The sequence below is a fragment of the Pseudomonas sp. MWU349 genome, assembly GCF_017947325.1.
Lineage (GTDB): Bacteria > Pseudomonadota > Gammaproteobacteria > Pseudomonadales > Pseudomonadaceae > Aquipseudomonas > Aquipseudomonas protegens.
On record NZ_JAFEVP010000008.1, the window covers coordinates 276,821 to 293,238 of the forward strand.

Here is a 16,418-nt window from a genome sequence, read left to right on the forward strand (position 1 = left end):
ATTCGTTAGAGTCGTTACCTGATATTGGTCCGCTGCCGGGGCCGGTTGGTGCCTGATGATCGACGAACGGTGTTATGCGCCGGCTGCCATACGCCAGTGGCCCAGACGCCGCCAGCCCAGGCGGCCAAGGCTGATCAGCCAGTTCAGCAAGGCCACGCCGAGCACCGTGAACAGCAGCGCCTGGATGCCGGCTTCGACGATGATCCGCCCGGCCAGCCAGGGAAAGCCGAAGACCCCGATGAAATACGACAGGCTGAACAGCAGCAACGCCTGGGAAGTGCAGCCCGCTGGCGCTTCGTTGGCCGCCAGGCCATTGATCACCGAGTAGGTCAGGCCATAGCCCACCCCCAGGGTCACGGCAGCCAGCAAGTAGCTGGTGCTGCTGTCGACAGCAAATAAAAAGAGCAGGATCGACACCAGCATCAGCCCCGAGAGCAGGCAGGCGGCACGATAGGGATCGCGCTTGACCACGATCCCGGCGATCAGCAGGCGGCTGGCGATGGCGGCGCTCATGAAACCGAGGAAGAACAGCGAGTAGTCGACGCCGCGGGAGGGGCCGTAGCTGGTCTGGAAACTCGACAGGCCGCCGAATACGCAACCTCCCAGGCCCACCATGAGAATCGGCCAGGCGGCGCGGGAGGACAGCACCTGCGCGGTGCCAGTCCAGGTGATGCTAGCCGCCGCGGTGCCCAGGTGGTTGGCCTGCTGGCGCAGCCGGCCGCCCAGCCGCCAGAAGATCAGCACACCCAACAGGCTGGCACCGGCGGCGATCAGAAAGGCGCTGGTCAGTGGGTAGCCCAGGGCACTGGCCAGGCGCCCCAGCAAGGGGCCGGAGCCGATGCCGGTCATCATGCTGCCCGACAGCAGGGCGAAATAGCGGGCCCGTTGCGCGGGCTCCACCAGCATCGCCACGATGATCGGCCCCAGGGTATAGAACACCCCCCAGCCCAGGCCCAGGGTCAGGCCGAAGAACAGCAGGCCGGGGCCGACCCCTGGGGTCAGGGCAAAGCCCAGGCTGGCCACCGCCAGCAGGCAGCCGAACACTGCCACCGAGCGCGCGGCGCCGAGGCGGTCCGAGAGGTGCCCGGAGCCGATCACCGCAACAAAGGTGCTGAGCATGGCTGTGGAAATCACCGTGCCGGCATCGTGTTCATTGCCGCCACGGCTGCCGATCAGCAGCGACAGGAGAAAGGTCGAGCCGTAGGACAGCGATAGCAGGTAGCTGCCCAGGCAGAACAGGCCGAATAACGGGGCCGAGACCCGGGACTGCTGCGGGGTGCACGCCGACATGAAAGTGCCTCTTTATGCTTGAAGTTATGCCGGGCTTTCTAACATGGCGCCTCCCGGTGTTTGTTGTGTTCCTGCAGGCCTCAGGGTTAGTCGGCAGCGGAGTAAGTGCCGTGCGCAAGAAACTGGGCCGGGGGGGATTGGCATAAATGGTCGTGCATGTATTTCTGCTGCCGTTCTAATATGGCCGCCTGATTCCAACAAGAGAGCCGTCGATGACCGTAGAAATCCGTCCTGCACTGCCCAGCGATGCCCCGCAGATTCTTGCGTTCATCACCGAACTTGCCGATTACGAGCGGGCCCGCCATGAAGTGATCGCCAGCGTCGCCGATATCGAACGCAGCCTGTTCAGCGAGGGGGCCACGGCCCATGGCCTGATCTGCCTGCGCGAAGGCGTGCCGATCGGCTTTGCCGTGTTCTTCTTCAGTTATTCCACTTGGCTGGGCAGCAATTGCCTGTACCTGGAGGACCTTTACATCACTCCGGAACAACGGGGAGGCGGGGCGGGCAAGCAACTGCTGCGGCATCTGGCGCAGATCGCTTGTGACAATGATTGCGGGCGCTTCGAATGGAGCGTGCTGGAGTGGAACGAGCCGGCGATCCAGTTCTACAAGTCCCTGGGCGCCCAGCCTCAGGAGGAATGGGTCAAGTACCGCATGGATGGCGAAGTGCTGCGCGCCTTTGCTCGCGGCTGACGCCGGCTTGTTCGTGGAGGAGCCGGCGTGTCGGCGAATGCGCACGCCATCGGCGCCCCCGGCGACAAGCCATGCTTTGACGGTGTCGAGAATCAGCCTTTCAAGGTCGCCATGTCGATCACGAAGCGGTACTTCACATCACCCTTGATCATGCGCTCGTAGGCTTGATTGATCTGGCGGATGTCGAGCATTTCGATATCGCAGGTGATGCCGTGCTCGGCGCAGAAGTCCAGTACTTCCTGGGTCTCGGCAATGCCGCCGATCAGCGAACCGGCCAGCACCCGGCGGCTCATCACCAGCTTGCCGGCATGCAGCGCCGGGTCCACCGGTTCGATCAGGCCCACCAGGATATGCACGCCATCGAAGCGCAGGGTGTCGAGGTAGGGGTTGAGGTCGTGGGGCACCGGGATGGTGTCCAGGAGAAAGTCGAAGTGCCCGGCCGCCGACTGCATCTGCGCCGCGTCGGTGGATACGATCACATGGTCCGCACCCTGGCGGCGGGCTTCTTCGGCCTTGCTCGCGGAGCGGGTGAACAGGGTCACTTCGGCGCCCAGGGCCTTGGCGAACTTGATGCCCATGTGGCCCAGGCCGCCCATGCCGAGAATCCCCACCTTGTCACCGGGCTTGACCCCGTAATGCTTGAGTGGCGAGTAGGTGGTGATGCCGGCGCAGAGGATTGGCGCGGCGCTGGCCAAGTCGAGTTTCTCGGGGATGCGCACCACAAAGTGCTCGCTGACCACGATGCTGTCGGAGTAGCCGCCCATGGTGTTGCTGCCATCGACCCGGTCCGGGGTGGCGTAGGTCATGGTCGGGCCTTGCAGGCAGTATTGCTCCAGGTCGGCGGCGCAAGCCTCGCAGTGGCGGCAGGAATCCACCATGCAACCGACGCCCACCAGGTCGCCGACCTTGTGCTTGCTGACGTTGGCGCCGACGGCTGTGACCTTGCCGACGATCTCGTGGCCCGGCATCAGCGGGTACACGGCGATGCCCCATTCGTTGCGGGCCTGGTGGATGTCGGAGTGGCAGACGCCGCAGTAGAGGATCTCGATGGCGACGTCGTCCGCACGTGGGCTGCGGCGCTGGAAGCTCATGGGGGCGAGGGGAGTGGTGGCCGATTGGGCGGCATAACCGATGGCGGTGTACATGGTGGACCTCGCAAAAGCATTGACGATTGAGGCGTGGCATTCTCGGAGTCGGGCCCTGGGCCAACCATGGCGATTCCTCGGCATGTCATGCCTATTCCTCCGGCATTGGCGGTTTTCACGCGGCATTGGCGTACAGACCTGCGATGATGTTTTCGTCCCTTTTTCCGTGAAGTTTTCCCCATGCTGCTGACCCGCCATCTGGACGCCAACGCCACCCTGGTCTCGCTGATCCAGCCCCTTGCCAGCCGTGACGGTTTCGTTGCCACCGCCTTGCCTGGGGTCCAGTTGCTGCGGGCCAGTTGCGACGTGGCGCGGGGCCCGCAGATCTACGAGCCGAGCCTGATGATCATTGCCCAGGGCAGCAAGCTGGCCTACCTGGGCACGCGAACCCTGGAATACGGTGCCGGGCATTACCTGATCCAGGCCCTGTCGGTGCCCTTCGAGTGCGAAACCTTCGCCTTGCCCGATGCGCCGCTGCTGGGGGTTTCCATCGCCATCGACCGGGCGGTGTTGAGCGAGCTGGTGCTGGCCATGGGCGTCACCGAAGGCCGGGCGGCTTCGGCGCAGACCCTGGAGTCGATGACTTCGGCGGTGCTCGACGACACCATGCGCGGTTGCGTGGAACGCCTGCTGCGCTGCCTGCACGATCCTCTGGAGTGCAAGGTCATGGGCCCTTCACGGGTGCGCGAGTTGCTCTTTGCCGCTTTGCGCGGGCCCCAGGCCGATGCGCTGCGGGCGCTGGTGGAGCAGCAGGGGCAGTTCGCCCGGGTTGCGGTTTCGCTCAATCACCTGCACGAGCACTACACCGAGCCGTTGAACGTCGAGACCCTGGCCCGCTGCGCCAACATGAGCACCTCGACTTTCCACGAGCATTTCAAGCGCAGCACCCTGCTGTCGCCGGTGCAGTACCTCAAGCGCCTGCGCCTGCTCAAGGCCCAGCAGTTGCTGCTGGGAGAGGGGCTGGGCGTGGCCCAGGTAGCGCATCGGGTGGGCTACCAGAGCACTTCGCAGTTCAGCCGCGAGTACAAGCGCTACTTCCAGCGTAATCCCGGGGACGAGCGCGCCGCCTGAAAACACCGCGCCCCTTGTAGGAGCAGGCTTGCCAGCGAATGCGCCCTAGGGCCGGAACAAGGCTTGGGGGGCTCTTCGCCGGCAAACCGGCCCCTACAGGGGGCGGTGTCGCCGAATCCCGGGCATGAAAAAGGCCCCCATAAAGGGGGCCTTCTTTTATTGCAGCGGCTTACATGTTCGGGTAAGTCGGGCCGCCGGCGCCTTCCGGAGTGACCCAGGTAATGTTCTGGGCCGGGTCCTTGATGTCGCAAGTCTTGCAGTGCACGCAGTTCTGCGCGTTGATCTGGAAGCGCTTCTCGCCATCTTCCTGGGTGATCACCTCATACACGCCGGCCGGGCAGTAACGCTGGGCAGGTTCGTCGTACAGCGGCAGGTTGCGGCTCAGCGGGATGCTCGGGTCGGTCAGCTTCAGGTGGCAAGGCTGTTCTTCTTCGTGGTTGGTGCCGGAGATGAACACCGAGCTCAACTTGTCGAAGCTGAGTTTGCCGTCGGGTTTCGGATAGTCGATCTTCACGCAGTCCTTGGCCAGCTTCAGGCAGGCGTAGTCCGGCTTGGTGTCGTGCAGGGTAAACGGCAGTTTGCCGCCGAAGATATTCTGGTCCATCCAGTTGAAGCCAGCGCCGATGATCGGGCCGAACTTGTGCATGGCCGGGCCGAAGTTGCGGCTGGCGAACAGCTCTTCATACAGCCAGCTGCCCTTGAACGAATCGACGTAGCTCTTGAGTTCGTCGGCGCCTTCGGAACCGGCGAACAGCGAGTCGGCTACCGCATCGGCGGCCAGCATGCCGGACTTCATGGCGGTGTGGCTGCCCTTGATCTTGGCGAAGTTCAGGGTGCCAAGGTCGCAGCCGATCAGCGCGCCACCCTTGAACACCATCTTGGGCAGCGAGTTCAGGCCGCCCTTGCAGATGGCGCGGGCGCCGTAGCTGATGCGCTTGCCGCCTTCCAGGTACTGCTTGAGCACCGGGTGATGCTTGAGGCGCTGGAACTCGTCGAACGGCGACAGGTAAGTGTTGGCGTAGGACAGGTCGACGATCAGGCCCACTACTACCTGGTTGTTTTCCAGGTGATAGAGGAAGGAGCCGCCGGTGTTCTCGTTGCTCATGACGTCCAGCGGCCAGCCGGCGGTGTGCACCACCAGGCCAGGCTGGTGCTTGGCTGGGTCGATTTCCCAGATTTCCTTGAGGCCGATGCCGTAGTGCTGGGCGTCGGCGTCGCTGTCCAGCTTGAACTGCTTGATCAGTTGCTTGCCGATATGGCCACGGCAGCCTTCGGCGAACAGGGTGTATTTGCCGCGCAGTTCCATGCCGGGGGTATACATGCCGTCTTTCGGCTGGCCTTCACGGTCGACACCCATGTCGCCGGTAAGAATCCCGCGCACTACGCCGTTTTCGTCGATCAGGGCTTCCTGGGCGGCAAAGCCCGGGTAGATTTCCACGCCCAGGTTCTCGGCCTGCTGGGCCAGCCAGCGGCACAGATTGCCCAGGGAAATGATGTAGTTGCCTTCGTTGTGCATGGTCTTGGGCACAAAGAAGTCTGGAACCTTGGTGGAGGTTTCGCCGCTGCGCAGGACATAGATGTCGTCGCGGGTGACCGGGGTGTTGAGCGGGGCGCCCAGTTCCTTCCAGTCCGGGAACAGTTCATTCAGGGCCCGTGGTTCGAACACGGCACCGGAAAGGATGTGAGCACCGACTTCGGAGCCTTTTTCAACCACGCAGACGCTGATTTCCTTCCCGGCTTCAGCGGCCTTCTGCTTAAGGCGGCAAGCGGCGGACAAGCCTGCGGGGCCGGCACCGACGATGACCACGTCGAATTCCATGTATTCGCGTTCCACTAGGCTATCTCCTACTCAAGGCTCAACGGTTTTTTCTAATTGGAGGTTTGGCGTTGCATCCCCACTTTCTCCCATCGCGCATGGGGGGAGAAGGGGAGGACGGCCGACCTTTCTCTCTGGGCGGCGCATTATATCTACACCACTCTCAGCGTCCAATACAAACGTTTGTTTGAATTTGCCGCAGCCCAGATAAATCAAAGAAGCGCGGCTTATAAACGGCTATTTTGCCGTATTGACCGGAAAAGGCGTTCCGGTCAAGATACGGTCGGTTTTGCGCTCGCCGTAGGCTGACTGTTGGTTTCAAGAGCACCTCTAAAGACAGGGCAAAGGCAGTAAAGGTGACGCGCGCGCAGCTTGAAAGTGCGCAGTCTACACGCCGCGATAATGAATGACTCGTCGGTCACCACTGACGAACGGTCATCACCCCGTGAGCAAGGTCAACCTTTTTATGCGCCAGCGTTTTTGGAGGTGCCCTTGTGCCGATGAGCATCAACCGCCAGGTTCTCGCCTAGGCGACTTTCTTTTCACCGGAGAGTAACGAGGAATCCATGAAGGTTCTTGTAGCTGTCAAACGAGTGGTCGACTATAACGTCAAGGTTCGCGTCAAAGCGGACAACTCCGGCGTCGACCTCGCCAACGTCAAGATGTCGATGAACCCTTTCTGCGAAATCGCAGTGGAAGAAGCCGTACGCCTGAAAGAGAAAGGTGTTGCGACTGAAATCGTCGTCGTCTCCATCGGTCCTGCTACTGCTCAAGAGCAACTGCGTACCGCCCTGGCACTGGGTGCCGATCGCGCGATCCTCGTCGAGTCCGCTGAAGAGTTGAACTCCCTGGCCGTGGCCAAGCTGCTCAAGGCTGTGGTCGACAAGGAGCAGCCACAGCTGGTGATCCTCGGCAAACAGGCCATCGATAGCGACAACAACCAGACCGGCCAGATGCTGGCGGCCCTGAGCGGCTACGCTCAAGGCACCTTCGCCTCCAAGGTCGAAGTGTCTGGCGACAAGGTCAACGTCACCCGTGAAATCGACGGCGGCCTGCAGACCGTTGCGCTGAACCTGCCAGCCATCGTCACCACCGACCTGCGTTTGAACGAGCCGCGCTACGCGTCTCTGCCAAACATCATGAAAGCCAAGAAGAAGCCGCTTGAAACGCTGACTCCTGATGCTTTGGGCGTTTCCACCGCCTCCACCAACAAGACCCTGAAAGTCGAAGCGCCGGCTGCACGCAGCGCGGGCATCAAGGTCAAGTCGGTGGCTGAACTGGTCGAGAAACTGAAAAACGAAGCGAAGGTAATCTGATCATGACTATCTTGGTAATCGCCGAACACGATAACAAGGCGCTGGCTCCGGCCACCCTGAACACCGTTGCCGCCGCCGCCAAAATCGGTGGTGACGTGCATGTACTGGTAGCTGGCCAGGGCGTTGGCGCCGTGGCTGAAGCCGCGGCCAAGATCGCTGGCGTGGCCAAAGTGCTGGTGGCCGACAACGCCGCCTACGCTCACCAACTGCCGGAAAACGTAGCGCCGCTGGTGGCCGAACTGGGCGCTGGCTACAGCCACATCCTGGCTGCCGCCACTTCCAACGGCAAAAACATCCTGCCGCGGGTTGCCGCTCAGCTGGACGTTGACCAGATCTCCGAAATCATTTCGGTAGAAAGCGCTGATACCTTCAAGCGTCCGATCTATGCCGGTAACGCCATCGCTACCGTGCAGTCCTCGGCTGCCGTAAAAGTCATCACCGTGCGTGCCACCGGCTTCGACGCCGTTGCCGCTGAAGGGGGTTCGGCTGCAGTCGAAACCGTGGGCGCCGCTCACGATGCCGGCAAGTCGAGCTTCGTTGGCGAAGAGCTGGCCAAGTCCGATCGTCCTGAACTGACCGCAGCCAAGATCGTCGTTTCCGGCGGCCGCGGCATGCAGAACGGCGACAACTTCAAGCACCTGTACGCCCTGGCCGACAAGCTGGGCGCTGCTGTCGGCGCGTCCCGCGCTGCGGTGGACGCAGGCTTTGTGCCCAATGACATGCAGGTCGGCCAGACCGGCAAGATCGTTGCGCCGCAGCTGTACATCGCCGTCGGTATCTCTGGCGCGATCCAGCACCTGGCGGGCATGAAGGACTCCAAAGTGATCGTCGCGATCAACAAGGACGAAGAAGCGCCAATCTTCCAGGTAGCCGACTACGGCCTGGTAGCGGACTTGTTCGAAGCCGTACCTGAGTTGGAGAAGCTGGTCTAATCCGGCGTCTTCACTTATAAAGAGCCCGGCCTTTTGGCCGGGTTTTTTTATGTGTGTTTTTTGTCGGGGGAGGGTTTCGCCATGGATCTGCGCCGCATGAGTGGCTGGTCAGTGCTGTTGGGCCTGACGTTGTTGCCGTCGCTGTCGATGGCGGCGGGCAAGTGCGAGCGTCTGGTGGTCACTGGCAGCCCCGATGCACCGCCTTACCTGTGGCGTGACCCTCAGGACCCCAAGCACCTGATGGGCGCCAGCGCCGACCTGCTGCAGCAGGTGGCCGGGGAACTGGGGCTCAAGGTCGAAGTGTTGTATGCCGGCAAGCGCTCCGATGCGCTGGACGAGGTACGCACCGGGCGCATGGACCTGCTCGCCGATGCACCGCTGACCCTCAATGAGCTGGAGTCGCTGGACTACATCCACCCCGCGCTGGTGCAGAACGACTATCTCGTCTGGACCCGCAAGGATTCGACCCTCAGCTACACCCAGCCGGGAGACCTGGCAGGCCATCCTGGCGCCGTGTCGGAAAAGGCCCGGCTGACTCAGCCCTTTGTCGCCATGGCCAAGGAGCATCTGCAACTCAAGCACCTGCCGAATCTGACCCAGGTCTTCCAGACCTTGCTCTTGGGGGAGGTGGACTATGTGCTGGCGCCTCGCTACGCAGGCATGGCCATGGCCCAGACCCTGGGCATGACGGCGGATCTGGCGGCGTTTCCCCAGCCCATCGACAAACCGGGGCTGTTCCTTGCGCTGTCCCATAACTCCGCCTGCAATGACCCATGGTTGCGCGGACAGTTGGCCAAAAAGATGACAGAATTGCCCGCGTCCGGTCTGACGGAGACCTTGCTGCAACGCAATCTGGAGCGCTGGAAGGCCCAGTTGCAGCAACCCGTCAGCAGCCCAAAACAGTAGGAATCTTGTGTGACTATTCGACCTCTTTTCGCCGCCATGGCTGTTCTCGCCATGGCGGGTTGTGCAACCGATCCGGCGCCCATCGAGCAGATGCGCCTCACCGCGCAGACGCTGGAGCAGGCCAAGGCCGTGGGGGCTTCTGCCGAGGACATGCCCGAGTTGAAACTGGCCGAAGACAAGTTCTCCCGGGCGCAGGGCAACATGCAGGATGAGTCCTACAAGAAAGCGCGGATGCGCGCCGAGCAGGCCGAACTGGATGCGCGCCTGGCCGAAGCCAAGGTCCTGACCCAGAAGAGCCAGGAGCAGGTCAATGCGCTCAATACCCGCATCACTCGCCTGCGCAAGCAACTGGGAGATGCCCAATGAGTCTGTCTACCCGGATCATCGGCAGTGCAGTGCTCCTGGCGTGCGCCGGTCTCTATGGTTGCGCCGGCCAGCACAGCGAAGAGGCCCTGCAACAGGCCAGCAACGACTTCCAGAAGGTCAAGGAAGACTCCAACGTTCTGCGTATCGCGCCCAAGGACGTGATCCGTGCCGGAGAATCCCTGGCCCGCGCCGATCGCCTGTCCACCTATTGGGGCAGTGGTGGCGATGTGGAGCATTACGCCTACCTGAGTCGGCGCTACAGCGAAATCGCCCGTGAGCATACCGAACAGGCACTCAATAACGAGCGTGTGGCCAAGCTCGAGCTGGAGCGCCAGCGCCTGCAGCTGGCCCTGCGCGAAGCCAAGTTGCTCAGCGTGCAGCAGCAGGGCAAATGGCTGGAAGAGCAGATCATCAGCCTGGCCACGACCCAGACCGATCGCGGTCTGGTGATGACTCTGGGGGACGTACTGTTCGATACCGGCGAAGCGGAACTGAAGAGCTCGGCGAACCGCACCGTGCTCAAGGTGGTGCAGTTCCTCCAGTTGAACCCCAAGCGCGTGGTGCGCATCGAGGGTTACACCGACAACACTGGCGAGCGCCAGAGCAATCTGCAACTGTCCAAGGACCGCGCCCAAGCCGTGGCGGATGTGCTGGTGGACCTGGGTATCGATGAAAAACGCATCCAGGTCGAAGGCTATGGCGACGACTACCCGGTGGAGGCCAATGCGTCCGAGCGGGGAAGGGCGCAGAATCGCCGGGTGGAGATTGTGTTCTCCGACGAAAAAGGCCAGTTGGGCGCTTCTCGCTGAAGCTGCGCCCGTGCCACGGAAAAACCCGACGCCTTGCCCGCGTCGGGTTTTTTTATGCCTGCCAAGAGGTTCACAAAAACCCTACAGTTATGCTTTTCACTGCCCTGTGTCCTCGACTATTGTAGAAACTGTCCCAGTACACTTCTAAACTGTGCCGGTATTGTTTCACACAAGAATAAAACGCCGTGAAATCGAGTGCTGCGCCATGACCAATCTCTTGCTCTATCAACGTATCGCTCAGCAACTGGCTGAGGATATTCGCCGTGGTGTCTACCAGCCGGGGGAGCGCGTACCGTCGGTACGCAAGATGAGCTCGCAGCTCAATGTCAGCCACGCCACGGTACTCCAGGCCTACGCCAACCTCGAAGACCAGGGGCTGATTCGCGCGCGCCCGCAGTCGGGCTACTACGTGCACCAGACGCCGGCGCTGACCGCGCCCACGCCGGATATCGCCCGGGTCGAGCGCCCTGGGCTGGTGACCCGCAGCAGCATCATTCAGCAGGTGCTGGTGGAGTCCCGTCGCGAAGGTGTGTTTCCGTTGGGGGCCGCGGTGCCCAGCGTTGACTATCTGCCAGTGCGGGCGCTGCACCAGCAGTTGGCCAAGGTCACCCGGTTTCACAGCCCCCGGGCATTCAGTTACATGTTCAGCCCGGGCTTCGAGCCTCTGCGGCGTCAGGTGGCGATTCGCATGCGCGACGCCGGGGTGGTGGTCGATCCCTCGGAAGTGGTGATCACCCACGGCTGCGTCGATGCCCTGCAGATGTCATTGCGGGTGCTGACCCGGCCCGGGGACCTGATTGCTGCGGAGTCGCCGACCTATTACGGCCTGCTGCAACTGGCGGACTTGCTGGGGCTCAAGGTCATCGAGATTCCCAGTGACCCGTCCACCGGCATGAGCCTGGAAGCCCTGCAACTGGCGGCCAACCAATGGTCGATCAAGGCCCTGGTGTTGACCACGCGCCTGAGCAATCCCCTGGGCGGCACCATGCCCGAGGAGCGGCAGAAGCAGTTGCTGCGCCTGGCATCGGATTTCGATATCCAGGTGGTCGAGGACGATATCTATGGCGAGCTGATGTTCGAGGTGGGGCGTACCAAGGCCCTCAAGGCCTATGACCGCCTGGACCGGGTGATCTACTGTTCGAGCTTCTCCAAGACCCTGTCTCCCGGTGTGCGCATCGGCTGGATGATTGCCGGCAAGTACCAGCAGGAAATCCAGCGTCTGCAGACCTTCAGCACCCATTCTGCGTGCAGCGTGACCCAGATGGGGGTTGCGGCCTACCTGGAAAACGGCGGGTATGACCGGCACTTGCGGTATATCCGCCAAGAATACCGGAAGAATCTCAGCGCCTTTCAGCTGGCGGTGCAGCAGTACTTCCCGGAGGGCACGCAGATCACCCGGCCCAACGGCGGCTTCATCCTCTGGGTCAGCCTGCCGGGGCGGGTCAACACCCAGGAGCTGCATGTGCGTGCCTTGCAGCAGGGCATCAGCATCGCCCCGGGGCTGATCTTCAGCAACACCGAGCAGTTCAACCACTGTGTGCGGCTCAACTGCGGTACGCCCTGGAATCGCGAGGCCGAGCGGGCCCTGATGACTTTGGGAATGCTTGCCAGCCAGTTGTGCCAGGAGGCGGCGGGCGGATTTTAATCAGTGTGGCCCTGTGCTTGTCATGGGGCCTGCAACAAGCGAGCATAGAGGACCTTTTGTCGATCTACCTGTCTTTCATGAAAGCCTTTCTACCTGCCCTCTGGTTAAGTGTCTGTCTGTTGGGAGCCGCCTTCGTGGCCCCTGTCCAGGCGGCTTCCTCCCAGGACAAGCCGGCTGCCGGGGCGGCCCACGCCACCAAGGCGGCCCCTGCCAAGAAGGCTCCGGCCAGCAAGGCCAAGCCTTCGGCCAGTGCCAGCAAGAGCAAGTCCGCGGCCAAGAAGGCGCCCGCCAAGCCCAAGTCCAAATGGGCCTATCAGGACATCAAGACGCCGTTGCCCAGTGCCAAGGTGGACTTGAGCCTGCCGCCGGAAATGGTCAAGCACCTGCAGCCGGTGGGCAGTGTGCCGCTACCCAAGCGCGAGCCGCTGCTGCCTCAGATGTTTGGCGAGAAGCCCAAGGAAAGCAGCCCGTTCCAGCTCAACGGCCGCTTGCTCAGCAATGAAATGCAATTGCAGCTGCGCAACGAGGAACGTCGGGATATCGAAGGCGCGGCCCTGGATTTCGAGTTCAAGCAGTAAATTCTTCATCCTCTTCTGTGACGGGTTGGTTCGACACTTTGTCGGAGACTGATCAGTCACGCACGGTTGTGCGTCAAATCCGTTCTTTGAGTAATTTTAAACGGCTGTTTTAGCGGTTACTCTTGGCGGGCGTCATTCAACACTCTGCTTGTCGCAAGGAGCTTTTTCACATGAACTGCCGTGAAGGTTGTGGCGCCTGCTGCATCGCCCCTTCCATCAGCACCCCGATTCCCGGAATGCCCAATGGCAAGCCGGCGGGAGAACGTTGCCTGCATCTTTCTGTCGAACACCTGTGCGGGCTGTTCGGCCTGCCGGAGCGGCCGGCGGTTTGTGGGGCGTTCCAGGCGGATCCCGAGGTGTGTGGCGAAAGCCGAGAAGAAGCCATCCGCTTGCTCGGATGGTGGGAACAAGTGACTGCGGCATAGAGTGTTCTCAATGAACGGAACTTCAACAATAAGGAATAAGACAATGGGTTCGCTGCAACGAATGGCTGTGCTCTGTGGTTTAACCGTGCTGTTGTCGGCAACGGCCCACGCCGAAGACTGGCAAACCGCCAAGGATGAAGACGGCATCAAGGTCTCCTTGAGTGAAGTGGCCGGCTCCAAATACAAGGCCTACCGTGGTGTGACCACCATGAAGACCTCCATCGCCAAGCTCCGCGCGCTGCAGGAAGACGTGGCGGGCGCCTGCTCCTGGATCCACGAGTGCAAGACCCAGAAACTGCTCAAGCACGAGGGCGATCAAAGCTGGACCTACACCCAGTTCAATACCCCGTGGCCGGTCACTGCCCGTGATTCGGTGCTGCACATCACTACCAGCGAAGCGGCCGACGGCAGCCTGACCCGCAAACTGGAGGGCGTGCCCACCTATATTCCTGAAGAGAAAGGCTTCGTGCGGGTGGCCCAGGTCGAGGGTTACTGGAAGTTCGTACCCAAAGGCGCCGACCAGGTGGAAGTGACCTACCAGGTGCACACCGAGCCAGGTGGCAGCGTGCCGTCCTGGCTGGCCAACAAGTTCGTGGTGGATGCGCCGTTCAACACCCTGAAGGCACTCAAGGCTCGCGCCGAAAAGCCTTGATCGGCTGAGTTTTGCCAGCATTACCAGGGCCGCCTTCGGGCGGCCTTGTCATTGATGTGCTCCGCCAGCGCAGTGGAACGATTGCCCGTGGCTCAGGGTCCAGATGTTGTCAGCCCACTCATGGGGCTATCGAGGAGGCACTGATGCAAAAGTGGCAAGTCACTTTCGTTGACGATCATGGTGTCCAGTCCGTCGAGCATTTCGATTGCGATCAGCAACCGACGATGGAACGCGCCGCACAACTGGTGCGGGCCAAGTTGTTGCCAGTGAGTGCCGAACTGGACCTGAACGATCTGGACGGGCGCATCGCGGACCCGACCCTCAAGAGCCTGAAAGAGCAGAACAGCATTCAGATTCTCAGCATCACGCCGATCTAGAGAGGGTAGAGCGCGCTTCGCAGCAATTTCTGGCGACGTCCAGAGCAAGGCGCTAATCTGCAAACGAGATCAGCGAATTCTTCGCTAGGCTCTGATCTTGTCAGCTCCATGCTTGTTTCCTGACGACCCGCCCCGGGTCGTGATGCCGGTCCCTTTGGCCGGTGGTTCGGGAAACACGGAAAGTCTATCCATCGGTTTGAGGAGGACGTTTCATGAGCACAGCCGTTCAAGAAGACATCAGCAGCAGTGTGCTGCGCCGCATGAAAGAAGGCGGTTTCGACTTTTCACGATTCCATCCCATCGAGTTCTACGCCATTTTTCCGGATGAGGAGCGGGCACGCAGGGCGGCAGGACATTTTCGCGGTGAATCCTTGAATGCCCAGGTCAGCGTGCGTGACGACGGCGCCTGGTACCTGGAACTGAGCAAGGTGATGTACGCCACCTATGGCGGCATCGGGGATTTTGAACAGGACTTCGAGGCGGTGGTCGAGCCCCTGGGCGGCATCATTGAGGGCTGGGGAGTGAAACAGGAGATCCGTGGACGGCTGGTATAGCCCGCGTTTGATAAACCGAGACAGGCAATTGGCTGGCCCCTGGGCCGGCCAATTGCGTTATCGGGGCCCGCAAAAGGTAAAAAAAAGCCACCCGAGAGGGTGGCTAAAAGGGAAGACCGGTCAGGAGAGGGAACCGGTCGGGAGAGCCCGGACCCGGTTGTCATCGGCGTCATCAAGGTTGCAGCAGCGACTTCATCAGGCTTGGCGAAGTGTTTGCTCGATGGACGCGATTATCCCCAGCGGCCAGCGGGCAGTGAAATCAACTCTGACTATGCTGGTGATAGCCAAGACCGGTGCCAGCCATGGCACGGGCGGCGCGCATGCACCGGTTATGCGGGTATCGGCCTTGGGCTGCAATGGACTGATTTTGGGGCGCTTATGCCGAAGGCACAGGGCTGGCGAAGCTCGGGTGTGCAGGTGACAGGGAGTACGGCATGAACCGCAGCGCTGTTGATGAAATGCATGGGGCCGACGGCCAGGTTCGCGAACATTACCGCGAGTTCGCCCGCTGGCTGGCCAATACCCCCGACGAGCTCCTGGCCCGCCGCCGTCGCGAGGCCGACCTGCTGTTCCACCGTGCCGGCATCACGTTCACCCTGTACGGCGACGAGCAGGGCACCGAGCGGCTGATCCCCTTCGACACCATTCCCCGCATCATCCCGGCCCGGGAATGGCGGATCATCGAACAAGGGTGCATCCAGCGGGTACGGGCGCTGAACCTGTTTCTGGCCGATCTCTACCACCAGCAACGCATCATCCGCGCCGGGATCATTCCCGCCGAGCAGGTCCTGGCCAATCAGCAGTACCAGCTGGCCATGCAAGGCCTGGACCTGCACGGGGATGTCTATGCCCATGTCTGCGGAGTAGATCTGGTACGCGACGGCGACGGCCGCTACTGCGTGCTCGAGGACAACCTGCGCACCCCCAGCGGCGTCAGCTACATGCTCGAAGACCGCAAGATGATGATGCGCCTGTTCCCCGAGCTGTTCGCTGCCCAGCGCATCGCGCCCATCGACCATTACCCGAACCTGTTGCTGGACACCCTGAAAAGCGCCAGCCCCCTGGATAATCCGACTGTGGTGGTATTGACCCCGGGGCGTTTCAACAGTGCCTATTTCGAGCATGCGTTCCTGGCTCGGGAAATGGGGGTAGAGCTGGTGGAAGGTGCCGACCTGTTCGTCCGCGACGACCGGGTGTTCATGCGCACCACCGCCGGGCCGCAGGCGGTGGATGTGATCTACCGTCGCCTCGACGATGCCTTCCTCGACCCCCTGGCGTTCAACCCCGATTCCCTGCTCGGCGTGCCTGGCCTGTTGGCAGCCTACCGCTTGGGCACTGTGGTATTGGCCAACGCCATCGGCACCGGGGTGGCCGATGACAAGTCGGTGTACCCCTATGTCACCGAGATGATCCGCTTCTACCTGGACGAAGAGCCGATTCTGCAGAACGTACCGACCTGGCAGTGCCGCCGGCCCGCCGAGTTGTCCCACGTGCTGGCCAACCTGGCGCAACTGGTGGTCAAGGAAACCCAGGGTTCCGGCGGCTACGGCATGCTGGTGGGGCCGGCGGCCACGGCGGCGCAGATCGAGGAGTTCCGCGCACGGATCAAGGCCCGGCCCGAGGCGTACATCGCCCAACCGACCCTGGCGCTGTCCACCTGCCCGACCTTTGTCGAAAGCGGCATCGCCCCGCGGCATATCGATCTGCGGCCCTTTGTCCTTTGTGGCGGTGAAACCCGTGTGGTGCCCGGTGGTCTTACCCGTGTGGCCCTGCGTGACGGTTCGCTGGTGGTGAATTCCTCACAGGGCGGCGGGACCAAGGACACTTGGGTGGTCGAGGACTAA

17 protein-coding genes are annotated in these 16,418 nt (G+C 61.9%); 14 read left to right on the forward strand and 3 right to left on the reverse strand.

Going from position 1 to position 16,418, the window contains the following annotated elements; genetic code table 11:
* Positions 1-72 precede the first annotated feature (72 nt).
* The gene (locus KCG88_RS28725; protein WP_210713624.1) at positions 73-1,290 is read right to left on the reverse strand and encodes an MFS transporter; all 1,218 of its coding nucleotides are present in this window, start codon (positions 1,288-1,290) and stop codon (positions 73-75) included.
* 212 nt (positions 1,291-1,502) lie between these two features.
* On the opposite strand from KCG88_RS28725, the gene KCG88_RS28730 reads away from it, so the two are divergent.
* Positions 1,503-1,982 carry a GNAT family N-acetyltransferase gene (locus KCG88_RS28730; protein ID WP_011060136.1) on the forward strand — a complete coding sequence of 160 codons (480 nt, stop codon included), beginning with the start codon at positions 1,503-1,505 and terminating at the stop codon, positions 1,980-1,982.
* A 92-nt stretch (positions 1,983-2,074) separates the two neighbouring features.
* Here the strand turns inward: KCG88_RS28730 and KCG88_RS28735 are convergent, their stop codons facing one another.
* On the reverse strand, positions 2,075-3,127 hold the full coding sequence (locus KCG88_RS28735; protein ID WP_047284771.1) for an NAD(P)-dependent alcohol dehydrogenase: 1,053 nt from the start codon (positions 3,125-3,127) through the stop codon (positions 2,075-2,077).
* Positions 3,128-3,307: 180 nt separating this feature from the next.
* Between KCG88_RS28735 and KCG88_RS28740 the strand changes: the two genes are divergently transcribed.
* Positions 3,308-4,198, forward strand: coding sequence for an AraC family transcriptional regulator (locus KCG88_RS28740; RefSeq protein WP_210713625.1), 891 nt, complete (start codon positions 3,308-3,310; stop codon positions 4,196-4,198).
* A gap of 169 nt (positions 4,199-4,367) precedes the next feature.
* On the opposite strand, the gene KCG88_RS28745 is transcribed toward KCG88_RS28740, so the two are convergent.
* Positions 4,368-6,032, reverse strand: a complete 1,665-nt coding sequence (locus tag KCG88_RS28745; RefSeq protein WP_210713626.1) for an electron transfer flavoprotein-ubiquinone oxidoreductase — start codon at positions 6,030-6,032, stop codon at positions 4,368-4,370.
* A gap of 548 nt (positions 6,033-6,580) precedes the next feature.
* On the opposite strand from KCG88_RS28745, the gene KCG88_RS28750 reads away from it, so the two are divergent.
* The 12 genes from KCG88_RS28750 (at position 6,581) to KCG88_RS28805 (ending at position 16,418) form a co-directional block, all read left to right on the forward strand.
* Positions 6,581-7,330 carry an electron transfer flavoprotein subunit beta/FixA family protein gene (locus KCG88_RS28750; protein ID WP_015634720.1) on the forward strand — a complete coding sequence of 250 codons (750 nt, stop codon included), beginning with the start codon at positions 6,581-6,583 and terminating at the stop codon, positions 7,328-7,330.
* Positions 7,331-7,332: 2 nt separating this feature from the next.
* The gene (locus KCG88_RS28755; RefSeq protein WP_011060141.1) at positions 7,333-8,262 is read left to right on the forward strand and encodes an FAD-binding protein; all 930 of its coding nucleotides are present in this window, start codon (positions 7,333-7,335) and stop codon (positions 8,260-8,262) included.
* A gap of 81 nt (positions 8,263-8,343) precedes the next feature.
* A complete protein-coding gene (locus KCG88_RS28760; RefSeq protein WP_047285467.1) occupies positions 8,344-9,168 on the forward strand; it encodes a transporter substrate-binding domain-containing protein in 825 nt (274 codons plus the stop codon).
* A gap of 9 nt (positions 9,169-9,177) precedes the next feature.
* On the forward strand, positions 9,178-9,534 hold the full coding sequence (locus tag KCG88_RS28765) for a DUF4398 domain-containing protein (RefSeq protein WP_047284778.1): 357 nt from the start codon (positions 9,178-9,180) through the stop codon (positions 9,532-9,534).
* On the forward strand, positions 9,531-10,343 hold the full coding sequence (locus KCG88_RS28770) for an OmpA family protein (RefSeq protein WP_047284779.1): 813 nt from the start codon (positions 9,531-9,533) through the stop codon (positions 10,341-10,343). Before KCG88_RS28765 ends, KCG88_RS28770 begins: the two co-directional genes overlap by 4 nt.
* Positions 10,344-10,548: 205 nt before the next feature.
* The gene (locus KCG88_RS28775; RefSeq protein WP_011060145.1) at positions 10,549-11,988 is read left to right on the forward strand and encodes a PLP-dependent aminotransferase family protein; all 1,440 of its coding nucleotides are present in this window, start codon (positions 10,549-10,551) and stop codon (positions 11,986-11,988) included.
* Between the two features lie 77 nt (positions 11,989-12,065).
* Positions 12,066-12,566, forward strand: a complete 501-nt coding sequence (locus KCG88_RS28780; protein ID WP_210713633.1) for a translation initiation factor 2 — start codon at positions 12,066-12,068, stop codon at positions 12,564-12,566.
* 170 nt (positions 12,567-12,736) lie between these two features.
* Positions 12,737-12,991 (forward strand): YkgJ family cysteine cluster protein, encoded by a 255-nt coding sequence (locus KCG88_RS28785; RefSeq protein WP_047284782.1) that lies wholly within the window; start codon positions 12,737-12,739, stop codon positions 12,989-12,991.
* A 43-nt stretch (positions 12,992-13,034) separates the two neighbouring features.
* Entirely contained in the window at positions 13,035-13,643 is a 609-nt protein-coding gene (locus tag KCG88_RS28790; protein ID WP_011060148.1) for an START domain-containing protein, read from the forward strand.
* Between the two features lie 143 nt (positions 13,644-13,786).
* A complete protein-coding gene (locus tag KCG88_RS28795) occupies positions 13,787-14,020 on the forward strand; it encodes a hypothetical protein (RefSeq protein WP_047284786.1) in 234 nt (77 codons plus the stop codon).
* Between the two features lie 212 nt (positions 14,021-14,232).
* A complete protein-coding gene (locus KCG88_RS28800; protein ID WP_011060150.1) occupies positions 14,233-14,574 on the forward strand; it encodes a ribonuclease E inhibitor RraB in 342 nt (113 codons plus the stop codon).
* A gap of 434 nt (positions 14,575-15,008) precedes the next feature.
* Positions 15,009-16,418 (forward strand): circularly permuted type 2 ATP-grasp protein, encoded by a 1,410-nt coding sequence (locus tag KCG88_RS28805; RefSeq protein WP_210713627.1) that lies wholly within the window; start codon positions 15,009-15,011, stop codon positions 16,416-16,418.